Below are 25,945 nucleotides of genomic sequence, written 5' to 3'. Positions count from 1 at the left end.
AAACGCCCTGATCCTTTCACAAGCTCCGGGGCGCGCGATACGATGGCCGAGGCGAAGAAACTCTACATCAAGACCTATGGATGCCAGATGAACGTCTATGACAGCGAGCGCATGGCCGAGGCCATGGGCGGCGCGGGCTATGTCGAGACGCAATCGCCCGACGATGCCGACATGATCCTGCTCAACACCTGTCATATCCGGGAAAAGGCCGCCGAGAAGGTCTATTCCGAGTTGGGCCGGTTCCGCGGGCTGAAGGAGGCGCGGCCTGACCTCAAGATCGGCGTGGCCGGTTGCGTGGCCCAGGCCGAGGGCGAGGAGATCATGCGCCGCCAGCCGATGGTCGACCTCGTGGTGGGGCCCCAGAGCTATCACCGCCTGCCCGAGCTCGAGGCCAAGGCGCGGGGCGGGGCCAAGGCGCTCGACACCGATTTCCCGGTCGAGGACAAGTTCGACGCGCTGAAGCGCCGGCCCAAGGCCAAGCGCGGCCCGACCGCCTTCCTGACCGTGCAGGAGGGCTGTGACAAGTTCTGCGCCTTCTGCGTGGTGCCCTACACCCGCGGAGCCGAGGTCAGCCGGCCTGTGGCCCGCGTGCTGGACGAGGCGCGTGACCTTGTCGAGCGCGGCGTGCGCGAGATCACCCTGCTGGGCCAGAACGTCAACGCCTATCACGGGCCGGGCCCGGATGGCGGCGACTGGTCGCTGGCGCGGCTGATCTGGGCGCTGAACGACATCGACGGGCTGGAGCGCATCCGCTTCACCACCTCGCATCCCAACGACATGGGCGACGACCTGATCGCGGCCCATGGCGAATGCGAGAAGCTGATGCCCTACCTGCACCTTCCCGTGCAGTCCGGCAGCGACCGGATCCTCAAGCGGATGAACCGGAGCCACACCGCCGAGAGCTACCTGCGGTTGATCGAGCGGATCCGCGCGGCCCGCCCCGATATCCTGATGTCCGGCGATTTCATCGTCGGTTTCCCGGAGGAGACCGAGGCGGATTTCCAGGCGACGCTCGACCTGATCGAGGAGGTCCAGTACGGGTATGCCTTCTCGTTCAAGTATTCCCCGCGCCCCGGCACGCCGGCCGCGGAACGGGCGATGGTGGACGAGGACGAGGCGTCGGAGCGGCTGCAGCGGCTGCAGGCGCTGATCACCCGCCAGCAGCGCGCGGTGCAGGATTCGATGGTGGGGCGCCGGGTGAAGGTGCTGTTCGAGAAACCGGGGCGCCTGCCGGGCCAGATGGTGGGCAAGTCGGACTACCTGCACGCCGTCCACGTGGCCGAATCCGATGCGCAGCCGGGCGAGCTTGCGGAGGTCGAAATCGTCGAGAGCGGGGCCAATTCGCTGGCCGGAAAGCCGGTTTCACAGACCGCGCGGCCCGTCGTGGACGCCTCTTAAACCGGTGATTCAAGACTGTCGGCTAAGGCCGTATTGTCAATGAATAAACCCTGAATCGCCCCTTCCGGCCCCGGATCGGAACGGGGTTGTTTCCCGTGTGGCGACAATGTGGCTTCATTTAGGCTTCACAACAAAGGGAAACTTGTTACACTCAAACAATAATTTCATTTCGCACGGATTCTCTGCTCATTTCTCCGTGCGATCTGGGGGGTTAACATAAGGACAGTGGCTGTGACCGAATATCTTTCGAAAACAGTTCGCGGCATCCTCGGCGGGCTTGCTGCCGCCGTCATTGGTTTGTCAGTGACGGCAAGTTATGCCGAGGCCCAAAGCGGCCAGCGCGTGGTTGTCGGCGAACGGTACGTTCCTACCATCTGGGTCGATCCCGACGGATGTGAACACTGGGTGATGGACGATGGCTGGGAAGGGTACATGTCCCCCCACGTGACACGTCAGGGCATTCCCGTCTGCCGCCGCGGCAACGTGTGCGGGGTGATGAACACGGATCAGCTTTTCGCGACCGACAGCGCCCATATCAGCTCCGCCGGACGCCAGCGGCTGGCCGGCTTCTTCCAGCAGACCCAGGCGATTTCCTACATCATCGTCGGGCACACCGACAGCCGGGCCTCGGACGAGTACAACCTCGACCTGTCCCTGCGCCGTGCCAACTCGGTCGCCTCCGTCGCGGCCTCGACCGGCGCGCGGATCGCGGATGTGCGCGGGTATGGCGAGCGTATGCCGAAGGCGCCGAACTCGACGGCCGCCGGCATGCAGCAGAACCGCCGCGTCGAAATCATCTGCATCCGCTAGGGGGATACCATGAAGATCGTGAACATCTGCGCCATTCTTGGTGCCGCCGTGCTGGTGACCGGCTGTGTCGGCTCCAAGCAGAACAAGACTGTCGACCGTGGCTTCGACAGCAAGCACCTGAGCCAGCTTCAGGCCGGCATCTGGGTCGACCCGAACGGGTGTGACCACTGGATCATCGACGACGGGATCGAGGGCTATCTCTCGCAGCGTCTCGACCAGTATGGCAAGCCCGTCTGCTCGGGCACAGCGCCGCCGAACGTGGCGACCGGCGCCTTCAAGCGGGGCTCGCCCGTCTCCGACCCGATCTGATCGGGGCCGGATAGGCATCGAAAAGCCGCAGGCCGGGCGCCTGCGGCTTTTTTTGTGCCAGCGCGATGACAAATCCTCCCTTTATCTTGCAGTTGCGCCGCCATCTTGGCACCATATATTCCACACGCTGGTTCAGGAGATCTGTTTGGCTACAACCGCGCTGCCCCCGATGGACGACTCTTCCGCCCTGCATGAAGAGACCGTTGAATTTCCCGATAATTTCCTCCTCATCGACCTGTGCGGCGAGCATGACCGCAACCTTGCGGAGATCGAGCGCCAACTGGGTGTCCAGATCATGCGGCGCGGGAATCAGCTCTCGGTCGTGGGAGAGGAGCCGCTGGTGAAGGAGGGCGTGGGCGTGCTGACCGCGCTCTATGCCCGGCTCGAGGCGGGGCGACCGGTGGAAGCGGCCGATATCGACCGCGAGCTGCGCATGGGCGGCGGACGCCCCGAGCCGCAGACGGAAAGCTGCGACGGCGACCAGCTCGAGATGTTCAAGGGCGGCCCGGTCGAGATCAAGACGCGCAAGAAGCTGGTCGAGCCGCGCACGGACGCGCAGAAGGCCTACGTGCTGTCGCTCTTCAACAACGAAATGGCCTTCGGCATCGGCCCGGCGGGCACCGGCAAGACCTATCTTGCCGTGGCGGTGGGCGTTTCGATGTTCATCGAGGGCCATGTCGACCGGATCATCCTCGCGCGCCCGGCGGTCGAGGCGGGCGAGAAGCTGGGCTACCTGCCCGGCGACATGAAGGAGAAGGTCGACCCCTACATGCAGCCGCTCTACGACGCGCTGAACGATTTCTTCCCGGCGAAACAGGCGGCCAAGCTGATCGAGGAAAAGCGGATCGAGATCGCGCCGCTGGCCTTCATGCGGGGCCGGACGCTGGCCAATGCCTTCGTGGTGCTGGACGAGGCGCAGAACGCCACCTCGATGCAGATGAAGATGTTCCTGACCCGCCTGGGCGAGGGCAGCCGCATGGTCATCACCGGCGACCGCAGCCAAGTCGACCTGCCGCGCGGCGTGACCAGCGGGCTGCATGATGCCGAGCGGCTGTTGAAGGAAATCCCCAACATCTCGTTCAACTACTTCACCTCGAAGGACGTGGTGCGCCACCCGCTGGTGGCGAAGATCATCGAGGCCTATGAAAAGGACGTGTGAGGCGGGGCGCCGTTTTCTTCGAAGAAAACGGGCCGGAAAATGCGCATTTTCCGGGGCCCGGCGGTAAGCGATGCAGATCGACATTCTCTACGAGGACGACCGCTGGGAGGCGGCGGGGCTCGGCCCTCTGGCCGAGCGCGCGGCGGAGGCCACGCTCCTGCACCTCGGGCTCGCCCCCGACGACTGGGAGGTCTCCCTCCTCGCCTGCGACGATGCCCGCATCGCCGTGCTGAACGCGGATTTCCGCGACAAGCCCACGCCCACCAACGTCCTCTCCTGGCCGTCGGAGGAGCGGGCACCGGAAGACCCCGGCGCCGTGCCCGAGCGGCCCGAACCGGGCCTCGACCCGGAACTGGGTGACATCGCCATCGCCTATGACACCTGCGCGCGCGAGGCCACGGCGGCGGGCAAGCCGATGGCCGACCATGTCACCCACCTGATCGTTCACGCGCTGTTACATCTTCTGGGCTATGATCATGTCCGTGACCAAGATGCCACTTTGATGGAAGCAACCGAGGTGGCGATACTTGGCAAGCTGGGTCTGCCTGACCCATATTGAAACATCAGCGGGGCGCGTGTATGCACGCCCCACCTTTTTTTGGACCAAAAGACGATGGGCGACAGTACAGACGGATCTTCTAACGCGGCGCGTTGCGCGCAGGCGGACAGCCAGGAGAGCGAGGAAGAACAGGGCGGATTTTTCCGCCGCATTTTCGACGCGTTCAGCACGGGCGAGGAAAACGGCGAGGGCGAGGGGGCAAGCGCCCCGCGCTCGGGGGCGCTGGGCCTCGGCAACCTGCGGACCCTGACGGTCGAGGACGTGTCGGTGCCCAAGGCCGATATCGTGGCCGTCCCGCTCGACATCACCAAGGACGAGCTTGTGAGCGTCTTCCGCGACAGCGGCAAGACCCGGCTGCCGGTGTTCGACGGCACGCTCGATTCGCCCGTGGGCCTCGCCCACCTGAAGGATTTCGCGCTGAGCTACGGGTTCAACGGCAAGGGCGGCAGGTTTTCGCTCAGGCCGCTGGTGCGGCCGCTGCTCTACGTGCCGCCCTCGATGCCGATCGGCGTGCTGCTGCAGAACATGCAGAGCGAACGCCGGCACATGGCGCTGGTGATCGACGAATATGGCGGGGTCGACGGGCTGGTGACGATCGAGGACCTGATCGAACAGGTCGTGGGCGAGATCGAGGACGAGCACGACACCGGCGACGATACCTACTGGATGCAGGAGAAACCGGGCACCTACCTCGCCCAGGCCAAGACCCCCCTCGACGAGTTCGAGGAGGAGATCGGCCAGTCGCTGACCGAGGCCGAGGAGGTGGACGAGGAGGAGATCGACACGCTGGGCGGGCTGGTCTTCATGCTGCTGGGCCGGGTGCCGGTGCGCGGCGAGATGGTCGAGCACCCGGGCGGCACGGTCTTCGAGGTGGTCGAGGCCGACCCGCGCCGCATCAAGCGTCTGCGCGTGCGCCTGCCCGGACATCAGGACGCCTAGGCCGGATGCGCGCCCCGGAAACCGTTCGGGCGCTGGGCGCGCGCGCGCAGGTGGCCCTTGCGGTTCTGGCCGGCGCGCTGGGCGCGCTGGGGCAGGCGCCGCTCAACATCTGGCCGGCCACGTTCCTGTCGCTCGCGCTGGTCTACGGGCTGGGCCGGGCGGCGCCGGGCTGGCGCCGGGCCGGCCTGCTGGGCTGGGCCGCGGGCACCGGCTATTACATGCTGGCGCTCTTCTGGATCGTCGAGCCCTTCTTCATCGACGCCCCCCGCCATGGCTGGATGGCGCCCTTCGCGCTGGTCTTCCTCGCCATCGGGCTGGGCAGCTTCTGGGCCGGCGCGCTGGCGGTGACCCGGGCGCTGGGCGGGCGGGCGGCGCCCTTCATCGCGAGCTTCATGCTGATCGAGGCCGCGCGCACCTACCTTCTGACCGGCTTTCCCTGGGCGCAGATCGGCCACGGGCTGATCGACACGGGGCTTCTCTACTGGGCGTCGTGGAGCGGGTCGCTCGGCCTGACCGCGCTGGTGCTGGCGGGCGCGGCGGGGCTCTGGATGCTGATGGCCGGGCGCTGGCGGCCGGGCGTGCCGCTGGCCGCGCTGCCGCTTCTGCTGTGGGGCGCGGCGATCCCGCTTGTGCCCGAGGCCGGCGCGAATGCCGATGCCGCCACCATCCGCCTTGTCCAGCCCAACGCGCCGCAGGACGAGAAATGGGATGGCGAGAAGGCCGTGGGCTTCTTCCGCCGGCAGCTCGACTACACCGCCGCCGCCCCGCAGGAGAAGGCGCCCGACCTCATCGTCTGGCCCGAGACGTCGATCCCCTGGGTGCTCGAACGCGCGGGCCCCGCGCTCGACGCGATCTCCGAGGCGGCGGGCGAGACGCCGGTCGTCCTCGGCCTGCAACGCTTCGAGGGGCGGCGCTATTTCAACTCGCTCATCCGCCTCGACCAGGGCGGCGAGGTCACGGCGCTCTACGACAAGCATCACCTCGTGCCCTTCGGGGAATACATGCCCTTCGGGGATTTTCTTGCAAATTTCGGCATTTACGGCCTCGCCTCGAACGAGGGGAACGGCTATTCCGCCGGCCCCGGCCCGCAGGTGATCGAGCTGGGCAAGCTGGGCCTCGCCCTGCCGCTCATCTGCTACGAGGGCGTTTTCCCGCAGGATGTCGGCGCCTATGACCGGCGGCCCGACCTCCTCCTGCTGATCACCAACGACGCGTGGTTCGGCAACATCCTCGGCCCCTACCAGCACCTGGCCCAGGCCCGCCTGCGCAGCGCCGAACAGGGGCTGCCGATGATCCGGGTGGCCAATACCGGCGTCTCGGCGATGATCGACGCCAACGGGCAGGTGACCGCGCATCTGCCGCTGGGCGAGGCGGGGCTGATCGACACGGCCCTGCCGCCGGCGCTACCGCCCACGGTTTACGCCCGCACCGGCGACGCGCCGATCGCCGGATTTGCCCTTTTTCTCCTCCTCCTGTCCTTTCTCCATCACAGGCGCAGGGGCGAAACCGTTTAGGCGTTGACGCTCCGACAGGGCCAGCCTAATCAGTCTTGACCCGTCACAACGGCTTCCTGACGTGACGGGAAAATCTTAATGGAGCGTTATTCATGTCCCGTCAGAACTATACCTTCACCTCCGAGTCGGTTTCGGAGGGGCACCCCGACAAGGTGTGCGACCGCATTTCCGATGCCGTGCTCGATGCCCTTCTGGCCGAGGATCCGCTGGCGCGCGTCGCCTGCGAGACCTTCGCCACCACCAACCAGGTCGTGATCGGCGGCGAGGTGGGCCTGACGGACCAGGACAAGTTGCGCGACTACATGGACCGGATGGAGGATATCGCCCGCGACTGCATTCGCGATATCGGCTACGAGCAGGACAAGTTCCACTGGCAGACCTGCAACGTGCTTAACCTGTTGCACGAACAGTCGGCGCATATCGCCCAGGGCGTCACCGGCGAGGGCAACCGCGACGAAGGCGCGGGCGACCAGGGGATCATGTTCGGATTTGCCACCAACGAGACCGACGCGCTGATGCCGGCGCCGATCCAGTTCTCGCACGCGATCCTGCGGCGGCTGGCCGAGGTGCGGAAATCGGGCAAGGAACCGGCGCTCGGGCCGGATGCCAAGTCGCAGCTTTCGGTGCGCTACGAAGGCGGCAAGCCGGTGGGCGTGACCCAGGTCGTGCTGTCGACACAGCACCTCGACGAGAGCCTGAGCAGCGACGATATCCGCGAGATCGTGGAGCCGTATATCCGCGAGGTGCTGCCGCAGGACTGGCTGTCTGACGAGACGGTGTGGCACGTGAACCCCACGGGCAAGTTCGTGATCGGCGGACCGGATGGCGACGCGGGCCTCACGGGGCGCAAGATCATCGTCGACACCTATGGCGGCGCCGCGCCGCACGGGGGCGGGGCGTTCTCGGGCAAGGACCCGACCAAGGTCGACCGTTCGGCGGCCTATGCTGCGCGCTACCTTGCCAAGAACGTGGTGGCCGCCGGCATGGCCGAGCGCTGCACGATCCAGCTTTCCTATGCCATCGGTGTGGCCGAGCCGCTGTCGATCTACGCCGAGACCCATGGCACCGGCGAGATCCCGGAGGAGGAGATCGAGAAGGCGATCCGCGCCTCGATGAGCCTGACACCGCGCGGCATCCGAGAGCAGCTCGAGCTCAACAAGCCGATCTACCAGCGCACCGCGGCCTATGGCCATTTCGGCCGCGAGCCGGAGGCCGATGGCGGGTTCAGCTGGGAACGCACCGACCTTGTCGAGACGCTGAAGAAGGCGGTCTGACCTTTCGGAGCAGGATGCAAGGGGCGGCGCCGGGCGCCGCCCTTTTCCGTGGAGGATGCATGGGTGAAGCTGGAAAACATCAAGGAAATTGGATTAATCTCCGGATTTGTTGGCTTTTAATGTTCGGGATGTGCAATTCCCGGAGGCCGATATCCTGCAGCAGCGGGGTCGCTCATGGCGGATAAATCCCATCCCTCCGGCGCGCCGTGGCGCAATTTCTACGGGCGGCTGAAGGGCAAGTCGCTGCGGAAATCGCAAAAGGTCTATATCGACGAGGACCTCGCCGCGCTGTCACCCGGCAAGGTCGACTGGGACGTGAACCCCGAGCGGGAAGCGATTGACCTGCAAGGGCTTTTTGGCGACCGGCCGGTCTGGCTGGAAATCGGCTTCGGCGGCGGGGAGCACATGGTGCACCAGGCCGCGCGGAACCCCGGAACCGGGCTGATCGGCTGCGAGCCGTATATCAACGGCGTGGCGATGCTTCTGGGCAAGATCCGCGACGAGGGCTGCGAGAATATCCGCATCCATCCCGGCGACGTGCGAGACCTGTTCGATGTTTTGCCAGCGAAATCAGTGGATCGCGCCTTTCTCCTCTACCCCGATCCTTGGCCGAAGAAGCGCCATCATCGCCGCCGCTTCGTGACGCCCGAGCACCTGGAGCCGCTGGCTGAGGTGCTCAAACCCGGCGCGATCTTCCGGGTGGCGACGGACATCCCCGATTACGTCCGCCAGACCCTGCAGCAGGTGCCGAAACACGGGTTCGAGTGGCTGGCGGAGGGGCCGGCGGACTGGCGCGAGCCGTGGGATGACTGGCTGTCCACCCGCTACGAGCAGAAGGCCCTGCGCGAGGGCCGCGTGCCGCATTACCTGACGTTTCGCCGGGAAGGTTAGGGTTTCAGGTCAAGGGCTTGGCGGGCGGTGCTCACCCCCCCCCGTCCCGGGCCTGACCCGGGACCTCCGCGTTCCGGCAAGAGGCCCCGGGTCAAGCCCGGGGCGCGGGGCCGTCAGGCCGCGAGCTTGCCCCCCAGCCGGTCCAGCATGTCGAGGCATTGCTGCAACTGGTCGATCGAGACGAACTCGTCGGGCTTGTGCGCCTGGTCGATCGAGCCGGGCCCGCAGATCACCGACGACATACCGAATGTCTGGAAGATCCCCGCCTCGGTGCCGAAGGGCACCACGTCGACCGAGTTGGCGCCGGTCAGCTCCATCACGATGTCCTTGGCCTCGTTTTCGTCAACCGGTTCAAGGCCTTCCACCTCGCCGATCACCTCGGTGACGATGTCGGCATCGGGGCAGACGGCCTTCATCGCAGGCAGCAGGTGGGTCAGGCAATACTCCCGCAGGTCGTCCTTTACAAAATCCGCATCCGACAGCTGCACGGGCCGCATTTCCCACTGCACCTCGGCATGGCCGGCGATGACGTTATGCGCCACGCCGCCCTGCAGGCTGCCGGTGTTGATGGTGGTCCAGGGCGGGTCGAAGCGGCTGCCGGCCGGGGCGCGGGCGCGCAGGGCGTCCTTCAGCTCCAGCAGGCGGTTCACGTAGCGCACCGCGTATTCCACCGCGTTCACCCCCCGGTCGGGCGCCGAGCCGTGGCCCGCCAGACCGGAGAAGCGGGTGGTGTATTCATAGCACCCCTTGTGGCCTTCGATGATCCGCATCGAGGTGGGCTCTCCGATCACCGCAACACCGGGCCGCAACCCCTTGGCCTTCAAGCTTTTCACCAGCGATTGCGCCCCGAAACAGCCGACCTCCTCGTCATAGGTGAAGGCGAAATGCACCGGCCGGTCCTTCACCCGCTCGGCAAAGACCGGGGCCATGGCCGTTGCGGCCGCGATGAACCCCTTCATGTCACAGGTGCCGCGCCCGTAAAGCCGGCCCTCGTGCTCGATCATCTCGAACGGATCGGAGACCCAGTCCTGCGGGTCGGCAGGCACCACGTCGGAATGGCCCGACAGCACGATGCCCCCATCAACTTCGGGGCCTATCGTGGCGAAAAGATTGGCTTTATGCCCGATCTCGTCGTGAAAGATATCAACCCGGGCGCCGGCCTCTTCCAGCCGGTAGGCCAAGAAGGCGATCATGTCGATATTGCTGAGTTCGGAAACGGTGGGAAAGGCGATCAAATCGCCCAGGAGCGCCACCGTATCGGAAAGCTGTGTTGTCACGCGCACCCTCCCGGCTGTTGGAAAACCTGATCGACTGTGTTGAGGCGGGGCTGCCCCGTCAAGTCAAATCTGGACAGAAATGTACGCCAGCGGGCGGAGAGGCGGGCAGGTGACAAAAGAACCATCGCCGGGCCCGGTGGATGCTCTGCCCGCGTACCGGGCGCGCCGGCCATGTCGCATGCCCGGCCGCGCGATGTCGATCCGGGATAGGCGGGGCCGGGCGGGGCGTGTTAGAGCGGCTCCGACTTCCCCGAAGTTTCAAGAGAATTGCGCGCGCCCCGTGCCGCGCAACAGGAGACGACATGGCAGAGTTCGACTGGCACGCCGAGCGCGCCGATCTGCAGGGCCTCGCCCAGCTTGACCGCAGCCCCGAGGACGAGGGCATCGATCTCAAGGCGGTGCGCCAGTACCGCCAGGCGCAGGTCCGCCGCGAAATGGAGCGCCACGGCATCGACGCGGTGATCCTGAGCGATCCGGTGAACATCCGCTACGCCACCGGCACCCGCAACATGCAGGTGTTTTCCATGCGGAACACACCGTCGCGCTACCTTCTGCTGACCGCCGACCGCTCGATCCTGTTCGAGTTCACCGGCTGCCTGCACCTGGCCCACGGGTTCGAGACGGTGGACGAGGTGCGCCCCGCCAGAACGGCGAGCTACGTGGCCGCCGGCCCGAAGATTGCCGAGCGCGAGGTGGCCTGGGCCAGGGAGATGGCCGGGCTGGTCGAGGAGCTGGCCGGCAAGCGCGCCACCCTCGGGCTGGAGCGGATGAACGCCGGCGCCGCCATCGCCCTGCGCGATGCGGGCCTTCATATCGTCGACGCGCAGGCCCCGGTCGAGATGGCCCGCGCCATCAAGTCGGCCGAGGAGATGAAATGCGTCAACGCCTCGCTCCGCGCCACAGAGCGGGGCGTGGCCAACCTGCGCGCCGCCATCCGCCCGGGCCTGACCGAGGCGGAACTGTGGTCGGTGCTGCACCAGTCGGTGATCGCGCAGAACGGCGATTACGTCGAGACCCGGCTTCTCAACGCCGGGGCGCGGACGAACCCGTGGTTCCAGGAGACGAGCGACAAGGTGATCGGGGAAAACGAGCTGATCGCGCTCGATACGGACGTGGTGGGCTGTCACGGCTACTACTCCGACTTCTCGCGTACCTTCCATTCCGGGCCGGGCAAGCCCACGGCGGAGCAGCGCGAGCTGTATCGCGTGGCGCATGAGCAGGTGTCGCACAACCTCGGGATCCTGCGGCCGGGCATGTCGTTCCGCGATTATGCCGAGGCCGCCTGGGACATTCCGGAGAAGTACCACGCCAACCGCTATTACCTGTCGGCCCATGGCTGCGGGATGACGGGGGAGTATCCCTACCTGTACCACCGGGGTGATTTCCCGGATGCGGGCTATGACGGCGAGATCAGGCCGGGCATGACGCTCTGCGTCGAGAGCTACATCGGCGAGGATGGCGGCAAGGAGGGCGTGAAGCTGGAGCAGCAGGTGCTGGTGACGGAGAGCGGGGTGGAGTTGCTGTCGCGGTTTCCGTTCGAGGAGGAATTGCTGGGGTAGATAAGCCGCGCGATTGCCAGACCGCGGGGTGGCGACCGACAGAAGTGGATGCCACTTTATATCTCCGCCACGATGAAACCTGCCGACGAAGCGCTCACCTCTCTCAATCGCCAGCCCGGGGGGCGGCCCCCCTCTCGGCGATTGCCTTGCAATCGCCTGCCGGGCAGCGGGCGATCGTGCGGCGGTGCGCCCATGGCGCACCTTGATTCCGCACGGTGCTCTGCGCCTTGTAGTGTATGAGCTGAAATATGCGCGGAGGGCCTGTAAGCCGGATTCTGTCCCGGGTTGCCCCGGGGATGACCATTCATCTGGGCCTGCTGTCGCCAACAGGCTCGTGCTGCCAACCCGGACCGCGGGGCCAAGGCCGGCCCAAAATGCGATCCCTATTCGGCATTGCTCCCGGTGGGGCTTGCCGTGCCGGTCCGGTTGCCCGTCCCGCGGTGGGCTCTTACCCCACCGTTTCACCCTTACCCGCGTGATCCGCGAAGCGGATTGCAGGCGGTCTGTTTTCTGTGGCGCTTTCCCTCGGGTTGCCCCGGCCGGGCGTTACCCGGCACCGTCGCCTTGTGGAGTCCGGACTTTCCTCCGTGCGATCCGCGTCAGCGGATTGCAGGCGGCCATCCGGCCCTCCGCGCATCTGTGGCAGTTAGGCGCTCGGCGCGTCCCGGTCAACGGGAAAGCGGCGGGCAAGGTCCGCGGCCATCGCGGCGTCGGTTTCATCGGCCGGCCCACTGGCCCAGGGGCGAAAGCGCAGGCGGAAGGCGGCGAGGGTCGCCTCCGGCGTGGCGTCGGGCGGATAGCCGAAGCGGCGCGCGGCGTCGAGGAAGTCGCCACCGCCAGCAGGCTCCGGCCAGACCGACAACCCCGACAGCGCCAGCCGCCGCCAGTCGAAGCGCGGGCCGGGGTCGGCCTTGCGCGCGGGCGCCATGTCGGAATGGGCGATCACCCGGTGCGCCTCGATCGACCAGCGCGCCATGATGCCCCGCATCAGCTCCTCGAGCACGGCCATCTGCGGCTCGGGGAAAGGCGCGTCGCCGGTATTGACCAGCTCGATGCCGATGGAGCGCGAATTGACATCCGTCACCCCGGCCCAGTGCCCCGCGCCCGCGTGCCATGCCCGCTGCGCCTCGGGCACCAGTTGCCAGAGCTTGCCGGTCTCGGAAATCAGGTAATGCGCAGAGACCTCGGCGCCCGGGTCGCACAGCCGCTCCTGCGCCGCGGCACAGCTTTCCATGCCGGTGTAATGCAGCACGATCATATCCGGCAGGGCACCTCGCCGCCGCTCCCCGCAATTGGGCGAGGGGTGGGGGGTGGCCGACGGGTGGTCGGGCGTCACGTCAGCCGTTCACCGCGATGCGGAAGGGCGCCGGGTTCCAGGCACAGGCATAGCCGTCGCCATCGGGGTCGAGGCCCATCTTGTCGCGGTTCGGGCCGCCATTGGCGAGGAAATCGATCTGCGCGCGGTCGGCCGAGGAATACTTGGCGCAGTTGCGTTCGAACCGCGCCTGCTTGTTCAGGCCGATGCGGTTGTAGACCTTGGTGCCGACCGGGTGGTTGGTGGCCAGCGCGTATTCCACGATGTTGGGCCCGGTATCGCCCGAGCGCGCGGGCAGGGCGGTGGGCTGGATCACCTGGTATTGCTCGCGGTTGCGGGCGATCAGCGCGGCATCGCTCTCGATCGAGCGGGCGTCGCCCACGGCGTTGAAATCGTTCTCGGTCGAGATGCCGGAGGCGGATTCGACGGTTTCCGGGGGCGGGTTGTTGGGATTGGCGCGCAGCGGTTCGTCGGCGGTGCCCGTTGTGCCGGACGTGCCAGAGGTTCCGGTACGGGTCGCGGCCAGCGCGGCCTGCGTCTCGCGGGCGAGGTCCTCGCTGTTGTCGGAGGTGCCGGTGGCGATGCGGCCGGACGTGTCGGTGCTCTCGTCCGACATGGCCCCGGCCGGCGGCACGGCGCTGGCGCCGGTCAGCAAGACCTCGCGCTCCTGCCGCCTGGCCTCGTACTCGCTGTAATCGTCGAAGCCGACGCCTGCCGCACTGTCGGGAATGCCGGGCGAACAGGCCGAGACGGCCGCAAGGGCCGCGACGAGGATCGTGAAACGCATCTGCTTAAGTCCTGCCATCTATCGTTTTCGACAGTTTACCACCATTTGGCCGGTTTTGCCACATATCCTGCCGCCTGCTCGAGCGCGTAGGCCGTGTTGAGCAGATCGCCCTCTTCCCACGGCCGCCCGATCAGCTGCAGACCCAGCGGCAGCCCCTGCCGGTCGAGCCCCGCCGGCACGGCGATCCCGGGCAGCCCAGCGAGGTTCACGGTCACGGTGAATACGTCGTTGAGATACATGCTGACGGGGTCCGCCTCGGCCATCTCGCCCAGCCCGAAGGCGGCCGAGGGCGTCGCGGGCGTCAGGATCGCGTCGATGCCCTCGGCGAAGACATCCTCGAAATCCTTCTTGATCAGCGTCCGCACCTTCCGCGCCTTGTTGTAATAGGCATCGTAGAACCCCGCCGACAGCACGTAGGTGCCCACCATCACGCGGCGCTGTACCTCGTGGCCGAACCCCTCGGCGCGGGTCTTCTCGTACATCTCGGTGATGCCGTCGCCCTGTTCCAGCTTGGCGCGGTGGCCAAAGCGCACCCCGTCATAGCGGGCGAGGTTCGACGACGCCTCCGCCGGCGCGATCACGTAATAGGCGGGCAGGGCATACTTGGTGTGCGGTAGGCTGATATCGCGGATCTCGGCGCCTGCATCCTTCAGCATCGCGGTGCCGTCGGCCCAGAGCTGCTCGATCTCCTCGGGCATTCCCTCCATCCGGTATTCCTTGGGAATCCCGATGACCTTGCCCTTGATATCGCCGGTCAGCATCGCCTCGAAATCCGGCACCGGGATATCGGCGGAGGTCGAATCCTTCGGGTCATGCCCGCACATCGCCCCAAGCATGATCGCCGCGTCGCGCACCGACTTGGTCATCGGCCCCGCCTGGTCGAGCGAGGAGGCGAACGCCACGATCCCCCAGCGCGAGCAGCGGCCATAGGTGGGCTTGATGCCGGTGATGCCGGTGAACGCGGCAGGCTGGCGGATCGACCCGCCGGTATCGGTGCCCGTCGCGGCCAGGCACAAGTCGGCGGAGACGGCAGACGCCGAGCCCCCGGAAGACCCGCCGGGCGTCAGCGCCGTCTCGTCATTGCCGCGCCGCCACGGGTTCACCGCGTTGCCATAGACGGAGGTCTCGTTCGACGAGCCCATGGCGAACTCGTCCATGTTGAGCTTGCCCAGCATCACCGCGCCCGCGTCGAACAGGTTCTGCGTCACGGTCGATTCGTATTCCGGTTTGAACCCTTTCAGAATCCCGCTCGCCGCCTGGCTCGGCACGCCCTTGGTGCAGAACAGGTCCTTGATCCCAAGGGGAATCCCGCACATGGGCGCATCGTCGCCCTTCTGCAGCCGGGCATCGGCAAACTTCGCCTGCTCCCGCGCGATCTCCGGCGTGTTGTGCACGAAGGCATTGAGCGCGCCCGCGCCCTCGATGGCGGTCAGGCACGCCTCGGTCAGCTCGCTCGACGTCACTTCGCCCGCGCGCAGCTTGTCGCGCGCCTCGGCGATGGTGAGGGTGTTCAGATCGGTCATGCTTACTCCACCACCTTGGGAACCGCGAAAAAGCCTTCGCGCGCGTCCGGCGCGTTCGACAGCACCTTCTTGGGCTGGTGCCCGTCGGTCACCTTGTCCTCGCGCCGTTTGAGGCGCATGGGCGTCACGCTGGTCATCGGCTCGACACCCTCGACATCCACCTCGTTCAGCTGTTCGATGAAGCCGAGGATGGTGTTGAACTCGCCCGCCAGCGCCGGCAGGTCCTCCTCGTCCACGCGGATGCGGGCGAGCTTGGCCACGCGGGCGGCGGTTTCCAGATCGATCGACATTTCGGGCCTCTTCGCGGTGCTCGGGTCTGACGCCAGCGTTTACCGCCCGCGCGGGCGGCGCGCAAGCATGTGACGGCGATAGACCTCGATCATCCAGCCCAGCAGCAGACCGTTGAGCAGATGCCACGTGAAATGGGTGCCAACGGGCCAGCTTTCGCAGAGCGGCATGTCGAGGCTGCGCAACGTGATCGACAGGAAGAGCAGCCCCGCGCCGAGGGCGAGGCCGCGCGCGGTTTCCGGCGCCCGGCGGGCCAGCACGACCGCGTAACCGGCGATCAGCACGACCACCGGCAGATACCCGGCCGAGGCCGAGAGCACCGGCACCTGCGCGAAAAGCGGCACGAGGATCGCGGCAAAGGGAAAGAACAGCCCGACCGACACCAGCGACCACAGCTTCGACAGCCCGTGATAATCGCGGCTCGAGGCATAGAGATAGACCAGGATGAAGGCCAGGATCGGCGTGGTATCGGCCAGCGCGGCCCAACGCTCGGCATGGGTGTGGAACAGGTAGCTGCCGATCCCGATCAGCGCCAGCAGCACCACCATCGCATTGGCCAGCGGCAGCTGCGCCCCGCGCAGCCGCCATGCCATCACCGCCGCCGCCACGAGGAAAGCGAGGTTCGTGACCGCGTTCACCGGCTCGGCCCAATAGGCGGGCCCGAGCCGTTCGCAATATCCGTCGATTGACGCAAACCAGTCCATCGGGCTTTCCTCGCGCGCAGGAGTCGCTACGTTACCTGCCAAAGATAGGGAGAACATCATGCAAATCACATTCCTCGGACACGCGTCCTTCAAGATCGCCATCGGCGGGCAGGTCCTGCTGATCGACCCGTGGCTGACCGGCAACCCGATGCTGACCGAGGATCAGCATGACGCGGCGGTCGAGGGGGCGACGCATATCCTGCTGACCCACGCGCATTTCGATCACGTGGCCGACACGGTCGGCCTGTCCCGCAAGCTCGATATCCCCGTGGTCGGGCAGTACGACCTGATGGGCCACTGGGAGGAGAAGGAGAAGATCGCCACCGTCGGCTTCAACAAGGGCGGCACGGTCGACCTTGGCGGCGTCAAGGTGACGATGGTCCATGCGGTCCATTCCTCGAGCTTCGGCAGCGACAAGGGCCCCAACGTGCCCGGCACGGAATGCGGCTTCATGATCGAGGGCGAGGGGCACACGATCTACGTCTCGGGCGATACCGACGTGATGGCCGACATGAAGGTCTTCCACGACCTGCACAAGCCCGATATCGGCATCCTCTGCGCCGGCGGGCATTTCACCATGGACATGAAACGCGCGGCCTACGCGGCCAAGACCTTCTTCAAGTTCAAGACGGTCATCCCCTGCCACTACAAGACCTTCCCCTTCCTCGAACAATCGGCGGAGGCGCTGACCAAGGCGCTGCCCGACGTGAAGGTGATCGAACCCGAGGTGATGAAGACGTTTGAACTCTAGGGGAAATTCGGGGCTCTGCCCCGGACCCCGGAATATTTGGGGCAAGATGAAGCACCTCCCGAAGCGCTTTCATTGTTCCAAAAATAATCAAAATCCGACGGCTCAACGCCGCGCGGCGAAGAAGGTCCGGAGCAACGCCTCGGCTTCCTCCGCCGCGATCCCGTCATAGACCTCCGGCACGTGGTGGCATTGCGGATGGGTGAAGATGCGCGGCCCCTGCGCCACGCCGCCCGATTTCGGGTCGGCCGCGCCATAGTAGAGCCGGGCGATCCGGGCAAAGGAGATCGCCGCCGCGCACATCGGGCAGGGCTCCAGCGTGACGTAAAGGCTGTAGCCGGGCAGCCGCTCGCTCCCCGCCAGTTGGCAGGCGGCGCGCAGAACCAGGATCTCGGCATGGGCCGTCGGGTCGTTCCTCTCGCGCGTGCGGTTGCCCGCCTGCGCCACGACGGCGCCCCAGGCATCGACGAGCACCGCGCCCACCGGCACCTCGCCCCGGTCGCCCGCCGCGCGCGCCTCGGCCAGCGCGGTCTCCATATGGCTCGTGAAGGTCATGCCCTTCCATGCCCCGCGCATGACGCTTTCGCAAGCGCGGCTTTTGCGCTAAGCGGCCTTCTATGAACAGCAAGACCCCAGATGGCGAGCGCATCGCCAAGGTGATCGCCCGGGCGGGCGTGGCCAGCCGGCGCGAGGCCGAGCGGATGATCGAGGCCGGCCGCGTGACGGTGAACGGCAAGGTGATCGACCGCGTCGCGCTGAACGTGACCGACAAGGACAAGGTGACGGTCGACGGCAAGCCGCTCGACGCGCCCGAGCCGCCGCGGCTCTGGCTCTACCACAAGCCCACCGGCCTCGTGACCACCACGAAGGACGAGCAGGGCCGCGCCACCATCTTCGACGACCTGCCCGAGGACATGCCGCGCGTCCTCAGCGTGGGCCGGCTCGACATCAACTCCGAGGGGCTGCTGCTGCTGACCAATGATGGCGGGGTGAAGCGCAAGCTGGAACTGCCCTCGACCGGCTGGATGCGCCGCTACCGCGTGCGGGTGAAGGGCCGGCCCAAGGACGAGACCTTCGAGCCGCTCCGCAAGGGGCTGGAGCTTGACGGCGAGCGGTTCCAGCCGATGACCGTGACGCTCGACCGCCAGCAGGGCGCCAACGCCTGGGCCACCGTCTCGATCCGCGAAGGCAAGAACCGCGAGGTCCGCCGCGCGATGGAGGCCGTGGGCCTCTCCGTCAACCGCCTGATCCGTGTCTCCTACGGCCCCTTCCAGCTCGGCCAGCTCAAACCCGGCGAGGTGGAGGAGATCCGCCCCCGCGTGATGCGCGAGCAATTGGGGATGAAAGAGGACAGGCCCGGCAAAAGTGGCAAGCCCGACGCCAAACCCGTCCCCCAGCGCACCCGCCGCCCGAAACGCCGGTAACTCAGCCCCCCGGCACCAGCTGCGTCCACCCCTTGCGATAGGCGCTCGGGCTCTTCCCGTACCGCTTCCGGAACCGCTGCGACAACTGCGACGAACTGGTGAACCCCGTCGCCGCCGCCACGTCGGCCACCGTCATGTTGGTCTCGTTCAGCAGCGCATGCGCCCGCGTCACCCGCAGGTCAAGGTAGAACTGCGCCGGGCTTGCCCGGATATAGCGCTGGAACAGCCGCTCGAGCTGCCGTTTCGACAGCCCGATATGATCCGCCACGTCCGCCATCTCCACCGGGTCCTCGAGATGCGCCCGCATGAACTCTACCGCCGCGATCAGCCGCGGATTGCGGCTGCCGATGGCCGAGGCATAGGCCGTCCGCTGCGGCACCGCGCGGTTCTCGGACCGGCTGTGCAGGCACATGTCGGCGGTGATCGTCGCCAGCTCGCTGCCGAAATCCGCCTCGATGATCGCCAGCATCATGTCCGTCGCCGCGCTCCCCCCGCCGCAGGTCAGCAGGCCGTCGTCGTTCTCGTAGAGGTTCTCGGTCGGCTCCAGGTCGAGGAAGGTCTCGACAAAGGCCGGCTGGTTCTCCCAATGCAGGGTGAACCGCCGCCCCTCCAGCAGCCCGGCGCGCGCCAGTGCAAACGCACCGGTACAGATACCGCCCACCCGCGCGCCGAAGGTCCGCTGCCGGCTGACCCAGCCCACCGTCCGGCGCGAGGTGCTCTCGTTGGGCTCGATCCCGCCACAGACGAACGCCGCCCCGCCGCGCGGCACGTCGCGCAGGGGGGTGTCGGGCGTGATGGTCACCCCACAGGAACAGGTGACCGTGGCATCGTCCTCGGTCATCACGTACCACCGGTAAAGCTCCTTGCCCGTCACCTGGTTGGCCACCCGCAACGGCTCCAGCGCCGAGGTGAAGGCCAGAAGCGTCAGCTTCGGCAACAGCAGGAAATGATAGTCGCGGGGCGGCCCGTCATAGGCGATCTTGAGGCTGGCGGCGCCCCGGGGCACAAAAGAGCGGTCTTGCATGGCAATGGCTTAGCACCCCGGCGCGGGAAAGTGCAAAATTCCTTGCGCCTACCGGGCGGCTTGGGCATGGCTGGGCGAAACAGGCTGTTGGCGGAGGCACTTGTGGGCACGATCAACCTAGCGGAAAAACTGAAGCGGTTCACCACGCACTGGGATCCGCACGTGGTGGCCGATTACAACGACAACGACGTGATGGTGGTGAAATTCCAGGGCGAGTTTCCCTTTCACAAGCACGATACGAGTGATGATTTCTTCCTCGTGCTCGAGGGCGAGATGGTGATGGAGTTCGAGGACCGCCCGAACCAGACCCTCCGCGCCGGGGAAATGATCGTGGTGCCGCAGGGCGTGGTGCACCGCCCGCGCGCCGAGCAGGAGGTCAGCGTGCTGCTGATCGAGCCCAGGGGCGAGCCCAATTCCGGTGATGCCGATCGCGCGCCGGCCCCGAAGCCGCGGATCTGACATGCGGGCGCTGCTGCAACGGGTGGCCCATGCCTCGGTCACGGTGGAGGGCGAGGTGATCGGGCAGACCGGTCCGGGGCTGCTGATCCTCGTCTGTGCCATGCAGGGCGATGGCGAGGCGCAGGCCGATCAGCTGGCGGCGAAGATCGCCAAGCTGCGGATCTTCCCCGACGCGGCCGGCAAGATGAACCTCTCGGTGCGCGACACGGGCGGGGCCGCGCTGGTGGTCAGCCAGTTCACCCTGGCCGCCGACACCAGCCGCGGCAACCGTCCCGGCTTTTCCGCCGCCGCGCCGCCGGAGGAGGGGGAGCGGCTCTACGCGTATTTCGCGGATCAACTGGCCGCACAGGGCGTGCCGGTGGAAACCGGGCAATTCGGCGCCGACATGAAGGTCGAGCTGCTCAATGACGGGCCGGTGACCATCTGGTTGGACGTCTGAGGCCCGCGCGGATTGCCGCGTTTCCCTTTTCGCGATCCACGCTAGGATAGACCCCATGCCTTACGAGTGGAGCGCCACCACAGACCCCCGCGGCACCGTGCGCCGCCTGCGCCTCTGGCCGCACCGGTCACTGCCGCGCCGGGGGTTTGCCGCCTTCATCCTGGCGACCTTCACGCTGATCACCATCCCGCTCTACCCGCTTCTCGGCACGATCGTGCTGTGGGGGCTTCTGCCCTTCCTGCTGATGGCGGTGGCCGGGGTGTGGTGGGGACTCGAGCGGTCCTATCGCGACGCCCGGCTGAACGAGGATTTGACGATCGACGCCGAACAGATCCGCCTGACCCGCACCGACCCGCGCGGTGCGACACAGGAATGGGAATGTCAGAGCTACTGGGCCACGGCCACGATGCACGAGAAGGGCGGGCCGGTGCCGCATTACGTGACGCTCAGCGGCAAGGGCCGCGAGGTCGAGATCGGGGCCTTCCTGTCGGAGGACGAGCGCAAGGCGCTCTACGGCGAGCTCTCCGATGCGCTGCGGCAGGCGGCACAGCCGTAGGGGGGAACGCTCCCGAGGACACGCGCGCCTTCTCGTACCCCCGTCCCGGCCCGCGAGCCGGGACCTCTCGCCGGCCAGAGGCCCCGGGTCAGGCCCGGGGCGGGCAGGGATGCGCAAATGCCGTTGTACGAACGAAATCCGCAGCGTTCCAGGCGTAAGGCATATCGGGAGGACACGCGCGCCTATTCGCATCCCCGTCCCGGCCCCCGAGCCGGGACCACGCGCCGGCCAGAGGCCCCGGGTCAGGCCCGGGGCGGATAGGGTGGGTGAAACCCACCACTCTCTGGACCAAAACGCTCCGTAAACCACCGAATTCTTTAAAAGAATTCGCCCCGATATCTTTTCAAGATATCGAACCACCCCCACAACGTCCGGAAAAAACACCGACAAAATACCGACGTTATACCGACGCGATACCGACGTGGCGTTCACCGCCGAATTCGTTAACGCGGCACGACGCCCGGCCCGGTCAGGCCAGCCGTTCCTTAACCTTCGGACCCACCGCGCCGAAATCCATCTGGCCGGTGTATTTCTCCTTCAGCCGGCCCATGATCTTGCCCATGTCCCGGATCGACGTGGCGCCGGTGTCCTGGATCGCCTTGTCGATGGCGGCATCCACCTCGGCCTCGTCCAGCGGGCGGGGCAGGAACTCGGCGATGATCCCGATCTCCTGCTGCTCGCGCTCGGCCAGGTCGAGCCGGCCGCCTTCCTCGTAGGCGCGGACGCTTTCCTGCCGCTGCTTGGTCATCTTGCCGAGAATGGCCATGATGTCGGCATCGGACAGGTCGGTGTCCCCGTCGGCGCCGCGCCGGGCGATGTCCTGGTCCTTGATGGCCGCGTTGATCAGCCGCAGCGTCGCCAGACGCGCGGTGTCCTTCTCTTTCATGGCCTGTTTCAGCGCAGTGTTGACCTGCTCTCTCATTCCCATCGACGTTTTCATCCCCATGGCCGCTGGCAAGACCGTCAACCTATCGGAAAGCGCAAGGGGTGGCAACCGCGCCCGACGCCACGGCATGCGGCGCGTGGACGCGGATGGCAGCGGTGCAACAGCGCGGTTGTGCCCTTGACCCTCGGGGGCGGCGACCATAGTTTCCGGCCAATTTGCACCCCCCGGAGATTCTTTCGCCATGGCCCACTCGCCCCAAAAGCGCCCGACCGCCTGCCTTGTCCTGGCCGACGGGTCCGTCTTCTATGGCAAGGGGTTCGGGGCGACGGGGCAGGTCACGGCCGAGCTGTGCTTCAACACCGCCATGACCGGCTACCAGGAGATCATGACCGACCCGTCCTATGCGGGCCAGGTGGTCACCTTCACCTTTCCGCATGTGGGCAACGTGGGCGTGAACCCCGAGGATGACGAAACCGCCGACCCGGTGGCCGAGGGCATGGTGGTGAAATGGGACCCGACCGAGCCCAGCAACTGGCGCTCGGCCGAAAACCTGTCGGACTGGCTGGCGCGGCGCGGCCGCGTGGCGATCGGCGGGGTGGATACCCGCCGGCTGACCCGGGCGATCCGCCAGCAGGGCGCGCCGCACGTGGCGCTGGCCCATGATCCGGAGGGGAATTTCGATGTCGGCGCGCTGATCAGCCACGCCCGCGGCTTCGCCGGGCTCGAGGGGATGGACCTCGCCAAGCGGGTGAGCTGTGCACAATCCTACCGCTGGGACGAGATGCGCTGGGCCTGGCCCGATGGCTATGCCCGCCAGAAGGAGGCGCGGCACAAGGTCGTGGCGGTGGATTACGGCGCCAAGCGCAACATCCTGCGCTGCCTGGCCAGTGCCGGCTGCGAAGTGACGGTGATGCCCGCCACCTCCACCGCCGAGGACGTGCTGGCGCAGAACCCCGATGGCGTGTTCCTGTCGAACGGCCCGGGCGATCCGGCGGCGACGGGAGAGTATGCCGTGCCGATGATCCAGGGCGTGATGGACAAGGGCCTGCCGATCTTCGGCATCTGCCTCGGGCACCAGATGCTCGGGCTGGCGCTGGGGGCCAGGACGGTCAAGATGAACCACGGCCACCACGGCGCCAACCACCCGGTGCAGGAGCTCGAAACCGGCAAGGTCGAGATCACCTCGATGAACCACGGCTTCGCGGTCGACAGCCAGACCCTGCCCAAGGGGGTGACCGAGACGCACGTGTCGCTCTTCGACGGCTCGAACTGCGGCATCCGCCTCGATGGCCGCCCGGTTTTCTCGGTCCAGCACCACCCCGAGGCCAGCCCGGGGCCGCAGGACAGCTTCTACCTGTTCGAACGCTTCGCGGCCTCGATGGACCGTTAACCTTTTCGCTGATTTGGCGTTAACCCCTTGTTTACCCTTCCTTAACCAAGTCCCTGCATCCTCTTGCCTGTTTGAGACCGCCAGGAGCGGCCCATGGGCATTTCGGAACTACGTCACCTTGGTCCAGTAAGACTCGCCGCCGGCACCGCGCCGTCGGCGCTGGAACGGGATCTTCTGACCCGGGGTACCGTCAGCCGGGACGATCTCGAGCGGGCGGGCTGGGTGCGGGCGCGGTCGGACGCGTCGCTCGACCGGATCCTGAGCGCCGAGGGGCTGGCGAGCGAGGCGGAGTTGCTGGAGGCGAATGCGCGGGCGTTCAAGTCGCGCTGCCTGACGGCGAGGGAGCTGACCCGGCTCACGCAGTTTCACGTCGACACGCCGGTCGAGACGCTGATCCGGCACGCGGTGCTGCCCGTGGTGGACCGCGACGGGAAGGCTGCCATCGTCTGCAGCGACCGGCGCAGCAGCGAGGCGATCCGGCCGCACCTGCCGGTGGCGCTGAAGCCGGCGCGGGTGCTGTTCGCGCCGCGGCCGGTGATCCAGGACCGGCTGGCGGAACTGCACCGGCCTGCGCTGACGCAGGCGATGGTGACCCGCGTGCCGGAAGAGGAAAGCTGCCGCAAATGGGGGCAGCGGCGGGAAGCCCGGCTGGTGGCGGTGGCGCTGCTGTTGCTGGCGCTGGCGCTGGTGACGGTGGTCTATCCACGGCTTGTTTTCGGGATGCTGGCGGGCTGGGCGGTGGTTACGCTGATCATCTCGGCGCTGTTCAAGATGGCGGCCTTCGTGACCGGCCTGGTGGTCGGCCCGCCCGAGCCTCCGGCGCCGCAGCCATTGCGGAAGCTGCCCCTGCCGCGGGTGTCGGTGCTGGTGCCGCTCTTCCGGGAAACCGAGATCGTGCACGAGTTGGTGGCCCGGCTGACGCGGCTGACCTATCCCAAAAGCCTGCTGGACGTGATCCTCGTGCTCGAGGAGGAGGATGGCGCCACGCGTGCGGCGCTGGCGGGGATCGACCTGCCGCCGTGGATCCGGGCCGTCGTGGTGCCCGATGGCACGCCGCGGACGAAACCGCGGGCGATGAACTATGCGCTCGATTTCTGTGACGGCGATATCATCGGCATCTATGACGCCGAGGATGCGCCGGCGCCCGACCAGATCATGCAGGTGGTGCGGAAGTTCGGCGCCTCGCCGCCCGAGATGGCCTGCGTGCAAGGCTATCTCGACTATTACAACCCGCGCCAGAACTGGCTGGCGCGGTGTTTCACCATCGAATACGCCACGTGGTTCCGGCTGATCCTGCCCGGCATGGCGCGGATGGGGCTGGCGATCCCGCTGGGGGGGACAACCGTGTTCTGCCGGCGGGAGGCGCTGGAACGAGTGGGGGCGTGGGATTCGCATAACGTGACCGAGGATGCCGACCTTGGCTTCCGGCTGGCGCGGCATGGCTACCGGACGGAGATGCTGGCGACCGTGACGGGAGAGGAGGCGAATTGCCTGCCATGGCCGTGGATCAAGCAGCGCTCGCGCTGGCTGAAAGGGTACATGACCACCTACCTTGTCCATATGCGGCGGCCGCGGGAGCTGTTGCGGCAGCTCGGCACGTGGCGTTTCCTGGGGTTCCAGGCGCATTTCGTCACGGCGTTGTCGCAGGTCATGCTGGCGCCGCTGCTGTGGTCGTTCTGGCTGGTGCTGGTGGGGTTGCCGCATCCGCTTGACCCGGTGCTGCCGCACTGGGTGATGGTGGCGCTGGGCTCGCTGTTCCTGACGATCGAGGTGATCAACCTGACGATCCATGCCACGGCGGTGGCGCGCGCACGGCACAAGCACCTCATTCTCTGGACGCCGAGCATGCATTTCTATGGCCCGCTGGGGGCGGTGGCGGCCTACAAGGCGCTCTACGAGCTGGTGCTGAAACCGTTCTTCTGGGACAAGACCACGCATGGGGTCTCGCAGGGGGTCGGTCACCTCCGGCGGGCGCTGCCGCGCGGGTCAGACGGTGCTTTCGACTTCCCCTGAATCGAGCTTCAGCCGCGTCACGAACGCCTTGGAAATATGGGCGCGCAGGGCCTCTCCGGCGGTGTCGGCGTCGCGCGCCTCGATCGCGGCGACGATGGCGTCATGTTCGCGCAGCGCGTCCTCGCCCCGGCCCCGTGCGGCCAGCGAGGTGGTCGCCATCAGGGCCATCGACCGGTGCACGAGGTCAAGCTGCTGGACGAGGAAGCGGTTGTGCGAGGCAAGGTGAATCTGCTTGTGGAACCGCCGGTTGGCGCGGGCCAGCGCCTGCGGGTCGCCGAGAAGCTGGCGGTCGTCATCGACCATGTCGCGCAGCACGCGGACCTCTTCCTCGGTGGCGTGGCGGGCGGCGAGGCTGGCGGCGAGCCCCTCGAGCTCGGCCCGCACCACGTAGAGCTCGGCCAACTGGTTGTGGTCGAGCGAGGCCACGATCAGGCTGCGGCCGTCGCGGGCCAGCAAAGACTGGGTTTCAAGCCGCTGCAGCGCCTCGCGGATCGGCGTGCGGGAGACGCCGAACCGCTCGGCCAGATCGCTTTCGACAAGGCGGTCGCCGGGCTTGAAGATGCCCATGTCGATGGCTTCGAGGATGAGCGTGTAGGCGTCCTTGATCGGCGATTTCATCGGCTCTGGTGTCCCTGCGGTGCGTTGGCATTATCGTTATCCGCCGGACCTTACGCGCGGGGCTGCACGGCAATCAAGCCTT

The 25,945-nt window shown here is 66.9% G+C and carries 27 protein-coding genes, 1 other RNA gene and 1 riboswitch; of the genes, 17 read left to right on the top strand and 11 right to left on the bottom strand.

Translation table 11 applies throughout. The features are described from left to right. The first annotated feature begins 42 nt into the window (after window positions 1-42). From miaB to trmB, 9 genes are all read left to right on the top strand, one after another. Complete coding sequence (gene miaB / locus RLN94_RS20745; protein WP_350126040.1) at window positions 43-1,398, top strand: tRNA (N6-isopentenyl adenosine(37)-C2)-methylthiotransferase MiaB; 1,356 nt, start codon at window positions 43-45, stop codon at window positions 1,396-1,398. A gap of 231 nt (window positions 1,399-1,629) precedes the next feature. Further along, window positions 1,630-2,208, top strand: coding sequence for an OmpA family protein (locus RLN94_RS20740; protein ID WP_350125618.1), 579 nt, complete (start codon window positions 1,630-1,632; stop codon window positions 2,206-2,208). Window positions 2,209-2,217: 9 nt separating this feature from the next. Further along, window positions 2,218-2,517: a hypothetical protein gene (locus RLN94_RS20735; RefSeq protein WP_350125615.1), complete on the top strand. Its 300-nt coding sequence runs from the start codon at window positions 2,218-2,220 to the stop codon at window positions 2,515-2,517. Between the two features lie 145 nt (window positions 2,518-2,662). Next, the gene (locus RLN94_RS20730; RefSeq protein ID WP_502949484.1) at window positions 2,663-3,676 is read left to right on the top strand and encodes a PhoH family protein; all 1,014 of its coding nucleotides are present in this window, start codon (window positions 2,663-2,665) and stop codon (window positions 3,674-3,676) included. Between the two features lie 70 nt (window positions 3,677-3,746). Next, window positions 3,747-4,235, top strand: coding sequence for an rRNA maturation RNase YbeY (gene ybeY / locus RLN94_RS20725; protein WP_350125609.1), 489 nt, complete (start codon window positions 3,747-3,749; stop codon window positions 4,233-4,235). Between the two features lie 54 nt (window positions 4,236-4,289). Next, complete coding sequence (locus RLN94_RS20720; protein ID WP_350125606.1) at window positions 4,290-5,174, top strand: hemolysin family protein; 885 nt, start codon at window positions 4,290-4,292, stop codon at window positions 5,172-5,174. 5 nt (window positions 5,175-5,179) lie between these two features. Further along, the gene (gene lnt, locus RLN94_RS20715; protein WP_350125603.1) at window positions 5,180-6,688 is read left to right on the top strand and encodes an apolipoprotein N-acyltransferase; all 1,509 of its coding nucleotides are present in this window, start codon (window positions 5,180-5,182) and stop codon (window positions 6,686-6,688) included. A 37-nt stretch (window positions 6,689-6,725) separates the two neighbouring features. Further along, window positions 6,726-6,774, top strand: a riboswitch (SAM-SAH riboswitch). A 6-nt stretch (window positions 6,775-6,780) separates the two neighbouring features. Beyond that, window positions 6,781-7,962 (top strand): methionine adenosyltransferase, encoded by a 1,182-nt coding sequence (metK, locus tag RLN94_RS20710; RefSeq protein WP_350125600.1) that lies wholly within the window; start codon window positions 6,781-6,783, stop codon window positions 7,960-7,962. A 174-nt stretch (window positions 7,963-8,136) separates the two neighbouring features. Further along, on the top strand, window positions 8,137-8,853 hold the full coding sequence (trmB, locus tag RLN94_RS20705) for a tRNA (guanine(46)-N(7))-methyltransferase TrmB (RefSeq protein ID WP_350125597.1): 717 nt from the start codon (window positions 8,137-8,139) through the stop codon (window positions 8,851-8,853). 113 nt (window positions 8,854-8,966) lie between these two features. Here trmB and argE read toward each other — a convergent pair whose 3' ends face one another. Next, window positions 8,967-10,130, bottom strand: a complete 1,164-nt coding sequence (argE, locus tag RLN94_RS20700; protein WP_350125594.1) for an acetylornithine deacetylase — start codon at window positions 10,128-10,130, stop codon at window positions 8,967-8,969. A 302-nt stretch (window positions 10,131-10,432) separates the two neighbouring features. Here argE and RLN94_RS20695 point away from each other — a divergent pair, with 302 nt between their 5' ends. Beyond that, on the top strand, window positions 10,433-11,689 hold the full coding sequence (locus RLN94_RS20695) for a M24 family metallopeptidase (RefSeq protein WP_350125591.1): 1,257 nt from the start codon (window positions 10,433-10,435) through the stop codon (window positions 11,687-11,689). Between the two features lie 248 nt (window positions 11,690-11,937). Here the strand turns inward: RLN94_RS20695 and rnpB are convergent. From rnpB to RLN94_RS20665, 6 genes are all read right to left on the bottom strand, one after another. Continuing rightward, window positions 11,938-12,322: RNase P RNA component class A (gene rnpB / locus RLN94_RS20690), an RNA gene on the bottom strand. Window positions 12,323-12,335: 13 nt separating this feature from the next. Then, the gene (locus tag RLN94_RS20685) at window positions 12,336-12,947 is read right to left on the bottom strand and encodes an N-acetylmuramoyl-L-alanine amidase (RefSeq protein ID WP_350125627.1); all 612 of its coding nucleotides are present in this window, start codon (window positions 12,945-12,947) and stop codon (window positions 12,336-12,338) included. Between the two features lie 79 nt (window positions 12,948-13,026). Continuing rightward, the gene (locus RLN94_RS20680) at window positions 13,027-13,791 is read right to left on the bottom strand and encodes a hypothetical protein (RefSeq protein WP_350125588.1); all 765 of its coding nucleotides are present in this window, start codon (window positions 13,789-13,791) and stop codon (window positions 13,027-13,029) included. 35 nt (window positions 13,792-13,826) lie between these two features. Then, window positions 13,827-15,314, bottom strand: a complete 1,488-nt coding sequence (gene gatA / locus RLN94_RS20675) for an Asp-tRNA(Asn)/Glu-tRNA(Gln) amidotransferase subunit GatA (RefSeq protein WP_350125585.1) — start codon at window positions 15,312-15,314, stop codon at window positions 13,827-13,829. 2 nt (window positions 15,315-15,316) lie between these two features. Then, entirely contained in the window at window positions 15,317-15,604 is a 288-nt protein-coding gene (gatC, locus tag RLN94_RS20670) for an Asp-tRNA(Asn)/Glu-tRNA(Gln) amidotransferase subunit GatC (RefSeq protein WP_350125582.1), read from the bottom strand. 39 nt (window positions 15,605-15,643) lie between these two features. Then, entirely contained in the window at window positions 15,644-16,306 is a 663-nt protein-coding gene (locus RLN94_RS20665; protein WP_350125579.1) for a ceramidase domain-containing protein, read from the bottom strand. 58 nt (window positions 16,307-16,364) lie between these two features. On the opposite strand from RLN94_RS20665, the gene RLN94_RS20660 reads away from it, so the two are divergent. Continuing rightward, window positions 16,365-17,057, top strand: a complete 693-nt coding sequence (locus tag RLN94_RS20660; RefSeq protein ID WP_350125576.1) for a metal-dependent hydrolase — start codon at window positions 16,365-16,367, stop codon at window positions 17,055-17,057. 102 nt (window positions 17,058-17,159) lie between these two features. Here RLN94_RS20660 and RLN94_RS20655 read toward each other — a convergent pair whose 3' ends face one another. Next, window positions 17,160-17,609 carry a nucleoside deaminase gene (locus tag RLN94_RS20655; protein WP_350125573.1) on the bottom strand — a complete coding sequence of 150 codons (450 nt, stop codon included), beginning with the start codon at window positions 17,607-17,609 and terminating at the stop codon, window positions 17,160-17,162. Between the two features lie 62 nt (window positions 17,610-17,671). On the opposite strand from RLN94_RS20655, the gene RLN94_RS20650 reads away from it, so the two are divergent. After that, window positions 17,672-18,478 carry a pseudouridine synthase gene (locus RLN94_RS20650; RefSeq protein WP_350125571.1) on the top strand — a complete coding sequence of 269 codons (807 nt, stop codon included), beginning with the start codon at window positions 17,672-17,674 and terminating at the stop codon, window positions 18,476-18,478. A 1-nt stretch (window position 18,479) separates the two neighbouring features. On the opposite strand, the gene RLN94_RS20645 is transcribed toward RLN94_RS20650, so the two are convergent. Then, on the bottom strand, window positions 18,480-19,502 hold the full coding sequence (locus tag RLN94_RS20645; protein ID WP_350125568.1) for a GlxA family transcriptional regulator: 1,023 nt from the start codon (window positions 19,500-19,502) through the stop codon (window positions 18,480-18,482). 102 nt (window positions 19,503-19,604) lie between these two features. Between RLN94_RS20645 and RLN94_RS20640 the strand changes: the two genes are divergently transcribed. Genes RLN94_RS20640 through RLN94_RS20630 form a run of 3 tightly spaced genes read left to right on the top strand, consistent with a single transcriptional unit; the run spans window position 19,605 to window position 20,956 of the window. Further along, window positions 19,605-19,961: a cupin domain-containing protein gene (locus RLN94_RS20640; RefSeq protein ID WP_350125624.1), complete on the top strand. Its 357-nt coding sequence runs from the start codon at window positions 19,605-19,607 to the stop codon at window positions 19,959-19,961. Between the two features lies 1 nt (window position 19,962). Continuing rightward, window positions 19,963-20,400, top strand: a complete 438-nt coding sequence (gene dtd, locus RLN94_RS20635) for a D-aminoacyl-tRNA deacylase (RefSeq protein WP_350125565.1) — start codon at window positions 19,963-19,965, stop codon at window positions 20,398-20,400. Window positions 20,401-20,455: 55 nt separating this feature from the next. Continuing rightward, window positions 20,456-20,956, top strand: coding sequence for a DUF2244 domain-containing protein (locus RLN94_RS20630; protein WP_350125562.1), 501 nt, complete (start codon window positions 20,456-20,458; stop codon window positions 20,954-20,956). Between the two features lie 469 nt (window positions 20,957-21,425). Here the strand turns inward: RLN94_RS20630 and RLN94_RS20625 are convergent, their stop codons facing one another. Then, entirely contained in the window at window positions 21,426-21,884 is a 459-nt protein-coding gene (locus RLN94_RS20625) for a GatB/YqeY domain-containing protein (RefSeq protein WP_350125559.1), read from the bottom strand. A gap of 199 nt (window positions 21,885-22,083) precedes the next feature. Between RLN94_RS20625 and carA the strand changes: the two genes are divergently transcribed. Continuing rightward, window positions 22,084-23,232: a glutamine-hydrolyzing carbamoyl-phosphate synthase small subunit gene (gene carA, locus RLN94_RS20620; RefSeq protein WP_350125556.1), complete on the top strand. Its 1,149-nt coding sequence runs from the start codon at window positions 22,084-22,086 to the stop codon at window positions 23,230-23,232. A gap of 93 nt (window positions 23,233-23,325) precedes the next feature. Beyond that, window positions 23,326-25,245: a glycosyltransferase gene (locus tag RLN94_RS20615; RefSeq protein ID WP_350125553.1), complete on the top strand. Its 1,920-nt coding sequence runs from the start codon at window positions 23,326-23,328 to the stop codon at window positions 25,243-25,245. On the opposite strand, the gene RLN94_RS20610 is transcribed toward RLN94_RS20615, so the two are convergent. Beyond that, the gene (locus tag RLN94_RS20610) at window positions 25,219-25,863 is read right to left on the bottom strand and encodes a GntR family transcriptional regulator (RefSeq protein ID WP_350125550.1); all 645 of its coding nucleotides are present in this window, start codon (window positions 25,861-25,863) and stop codon (window positions 25,219-25,221) included. The two genes, RLN94_RS20615 and RLN94_RS20610, sit on opposite strands and share 27 nt — an antisense overlap. Window positions 25,864-25,945: the final 82 nt, after the last annotated feature.

The organism is Roseovarius sp. (assembly GCF_040223625.1).
GTDB lineage: Bacteria > Pseudomonadota > Alphaproteobacteria > Rhodobacterales > Rhodobacteraceae > Roseovarius.
This window is presented reverse-complemented; position numbering and strand designations above follow the sequence as displayed.

What these genes read in the sequence shown, in the direction of transcription:
- RLN94_RS20610 (WP_350125550.1), bottom strand. Translation starts at nt 25,863, where the DNA reads ATGAAATCGCCGATCAAGGACGCCTACACGCTCATCCTCGAAGCCATC.
- gatC (WP_350125582.1), bottom strand. Translation starts at nt 15,604, where the DNA reads ATGTCGATCGATCTGGAAACCGCCGCCCGCGTGGCCAAGCTCGCCCGC.
- RLN94_RS20630 (WP_350125562.1), top strand. Translation starts at nt 20,456, where the DNA reads ATGCCTTACGAGTGGAGCGCCACCACAGACCCCCGCGGCACCGTGCGC.
- RLN94_RS20665 (WP_350125579.1), bottom strand. Translation starts at nt 16,306, where the DNA reads ATGGACTGGTTTGCGTCAATCGACGGATATTGCGAACGGCTCGGGCCC.
- carA (WP_350125556.1), top strand. Translation starts at nt 22,084, where the DNA reads ATGGCCCACTCGCCCCAAAAGCGCCCGACCGCCTGCCTTGTCCTGGCC.
- RLN94_RS20735 (WP_350125615.1), top strand. Translation starts at nt 2,218, where the DNA reads ATGAAGATCGTGAACATCTGCGCCATTCTTGGTGCCGCCGTGCTGGTG.
- RLN94_RS20680 (WP_350125588.1), bottom strand. Translation starts at nt 13,791, where the DNA reads ATGCGTTTCACGATCCTCGTCGCGGCCCTTGCGGCCGTCTCGGCCTGT.
- RLN94_RS20650 (WP_350125571.1), top strand. Translation starts at nt 17,672, where the DNA reads ATGAACAGCAAGACCCCAGATGGCGAGCGCATCGCCAAGGTGATCGCC.
- dtd (WP_350125565.1), top strand. Translation starts at nt 19,963, where the DNA reads ATGCGGGCGCTGCTGCAACGGGTGGCCCATGCCTCGGTCACGGTGGAG.
- lnt (WP_350125603.1), top strand. Translation starts at nt 5,180, where the DNA reads ATGCGCGCCCCGGAAACCGTTCGGGCGCTGGGCGCGCGCGCGCAGGTG.
- RLN94_RS20695 (WP_350125591.1), top strand. Translation starts at nt 10,433, where the DNA reads ATGGCAGAGTTCGACTGGCACGCCGAGCGCGCCGATCTGCAGGGCCTC.
- trmB (WP_350125597.1), top strand. Translation starts at nt 8,137, where the DNA reads ATGGCGGATAAATCCCATCCCTCCGGCGCGCCGTGGCGCAATTTCTAC.
- RLN94_RS20645 (WP_350125568.1), bottom strand. Translation starts at nt 19,502, where the DNA reads ATGCAAGACCGCTCTTTTGTGCCCCGGGGCGCCGCCAGCCTCAAGATC.
- RLN94_RS20660 (WP_350125576.1), top strand. Translation starts at nt 16,365, where the DNA reads ATGCAAATCACATTCCTCGGACACGCGTCCTTCAAGATCGCCATCGGC.
- ybeY (WP_350125609.1), top strand. Translation starts at nt 3,747, where the DNA reads ATGCAGATCGACATTCTCTACGAGGACGACCGCTGGGAGGCGGCGGGG.
- RLN94_RS20685 (WP_350125627.1), bottom strand. Translation starts at nt 12,947, where the DNA reads ATGATCGTGCTGCATTACACCGGCATGGAAAGCTGTGCCGCGGCGCAG.
- RLN94_RS20655 (WP_350125573.1), bottom strand. Translation starts at nt 17,609, where the DNA reads ATGACCTTCACGAGCCATATGGAGACCGCGCTGGCCGAGGCGCGCGCG.
- metK (WP_350125600.1), top strand. Translation starts at nt 6,781, where the DNA reads ATGTCCCGTCAGAACTATACCTTCACCTCCGAGTCGGTTTCGGAGGGG.
- gatA (WP_350125585.1), bottom strand. Translation starts at nt 15,314, where the DNA reads ATGACCGATCTGAACACCCTCACCATCGCCGAGGCGCGCGACAAGCTG.
- RLN94_RS20720 (WP_350125606.1), top strand. Translation starts at nt 4,290, where the DNA reads ATGGGCGACAGTACAGACGGATCTTCTAACGCGGCGCGTTGCGCGCAG.
- miaB (WP_350126040.1), top strand. Translation starts at nt 43, where the DNA reads ATGGCCGAGGCGAAGAAACTCTACATCAAGACCTATGGATGCCAGATG.
- RLN94_RS20615 (WP_350125553.1), top strand. Translation starts at nt 23,326, where the DNA reads ATGGGCATTTCGGAACTACGTCACCTTGGTCCAGTAAGACTCGCCGCC.
- RLN94_RS20625 (WP_350125559.1), bottom strand. Translation starts at nt 21,884, where the DNA reads ATGGGAATGAGAGAGCAGGTCAACACTGCGCTGAAACAGGCCATGAAA.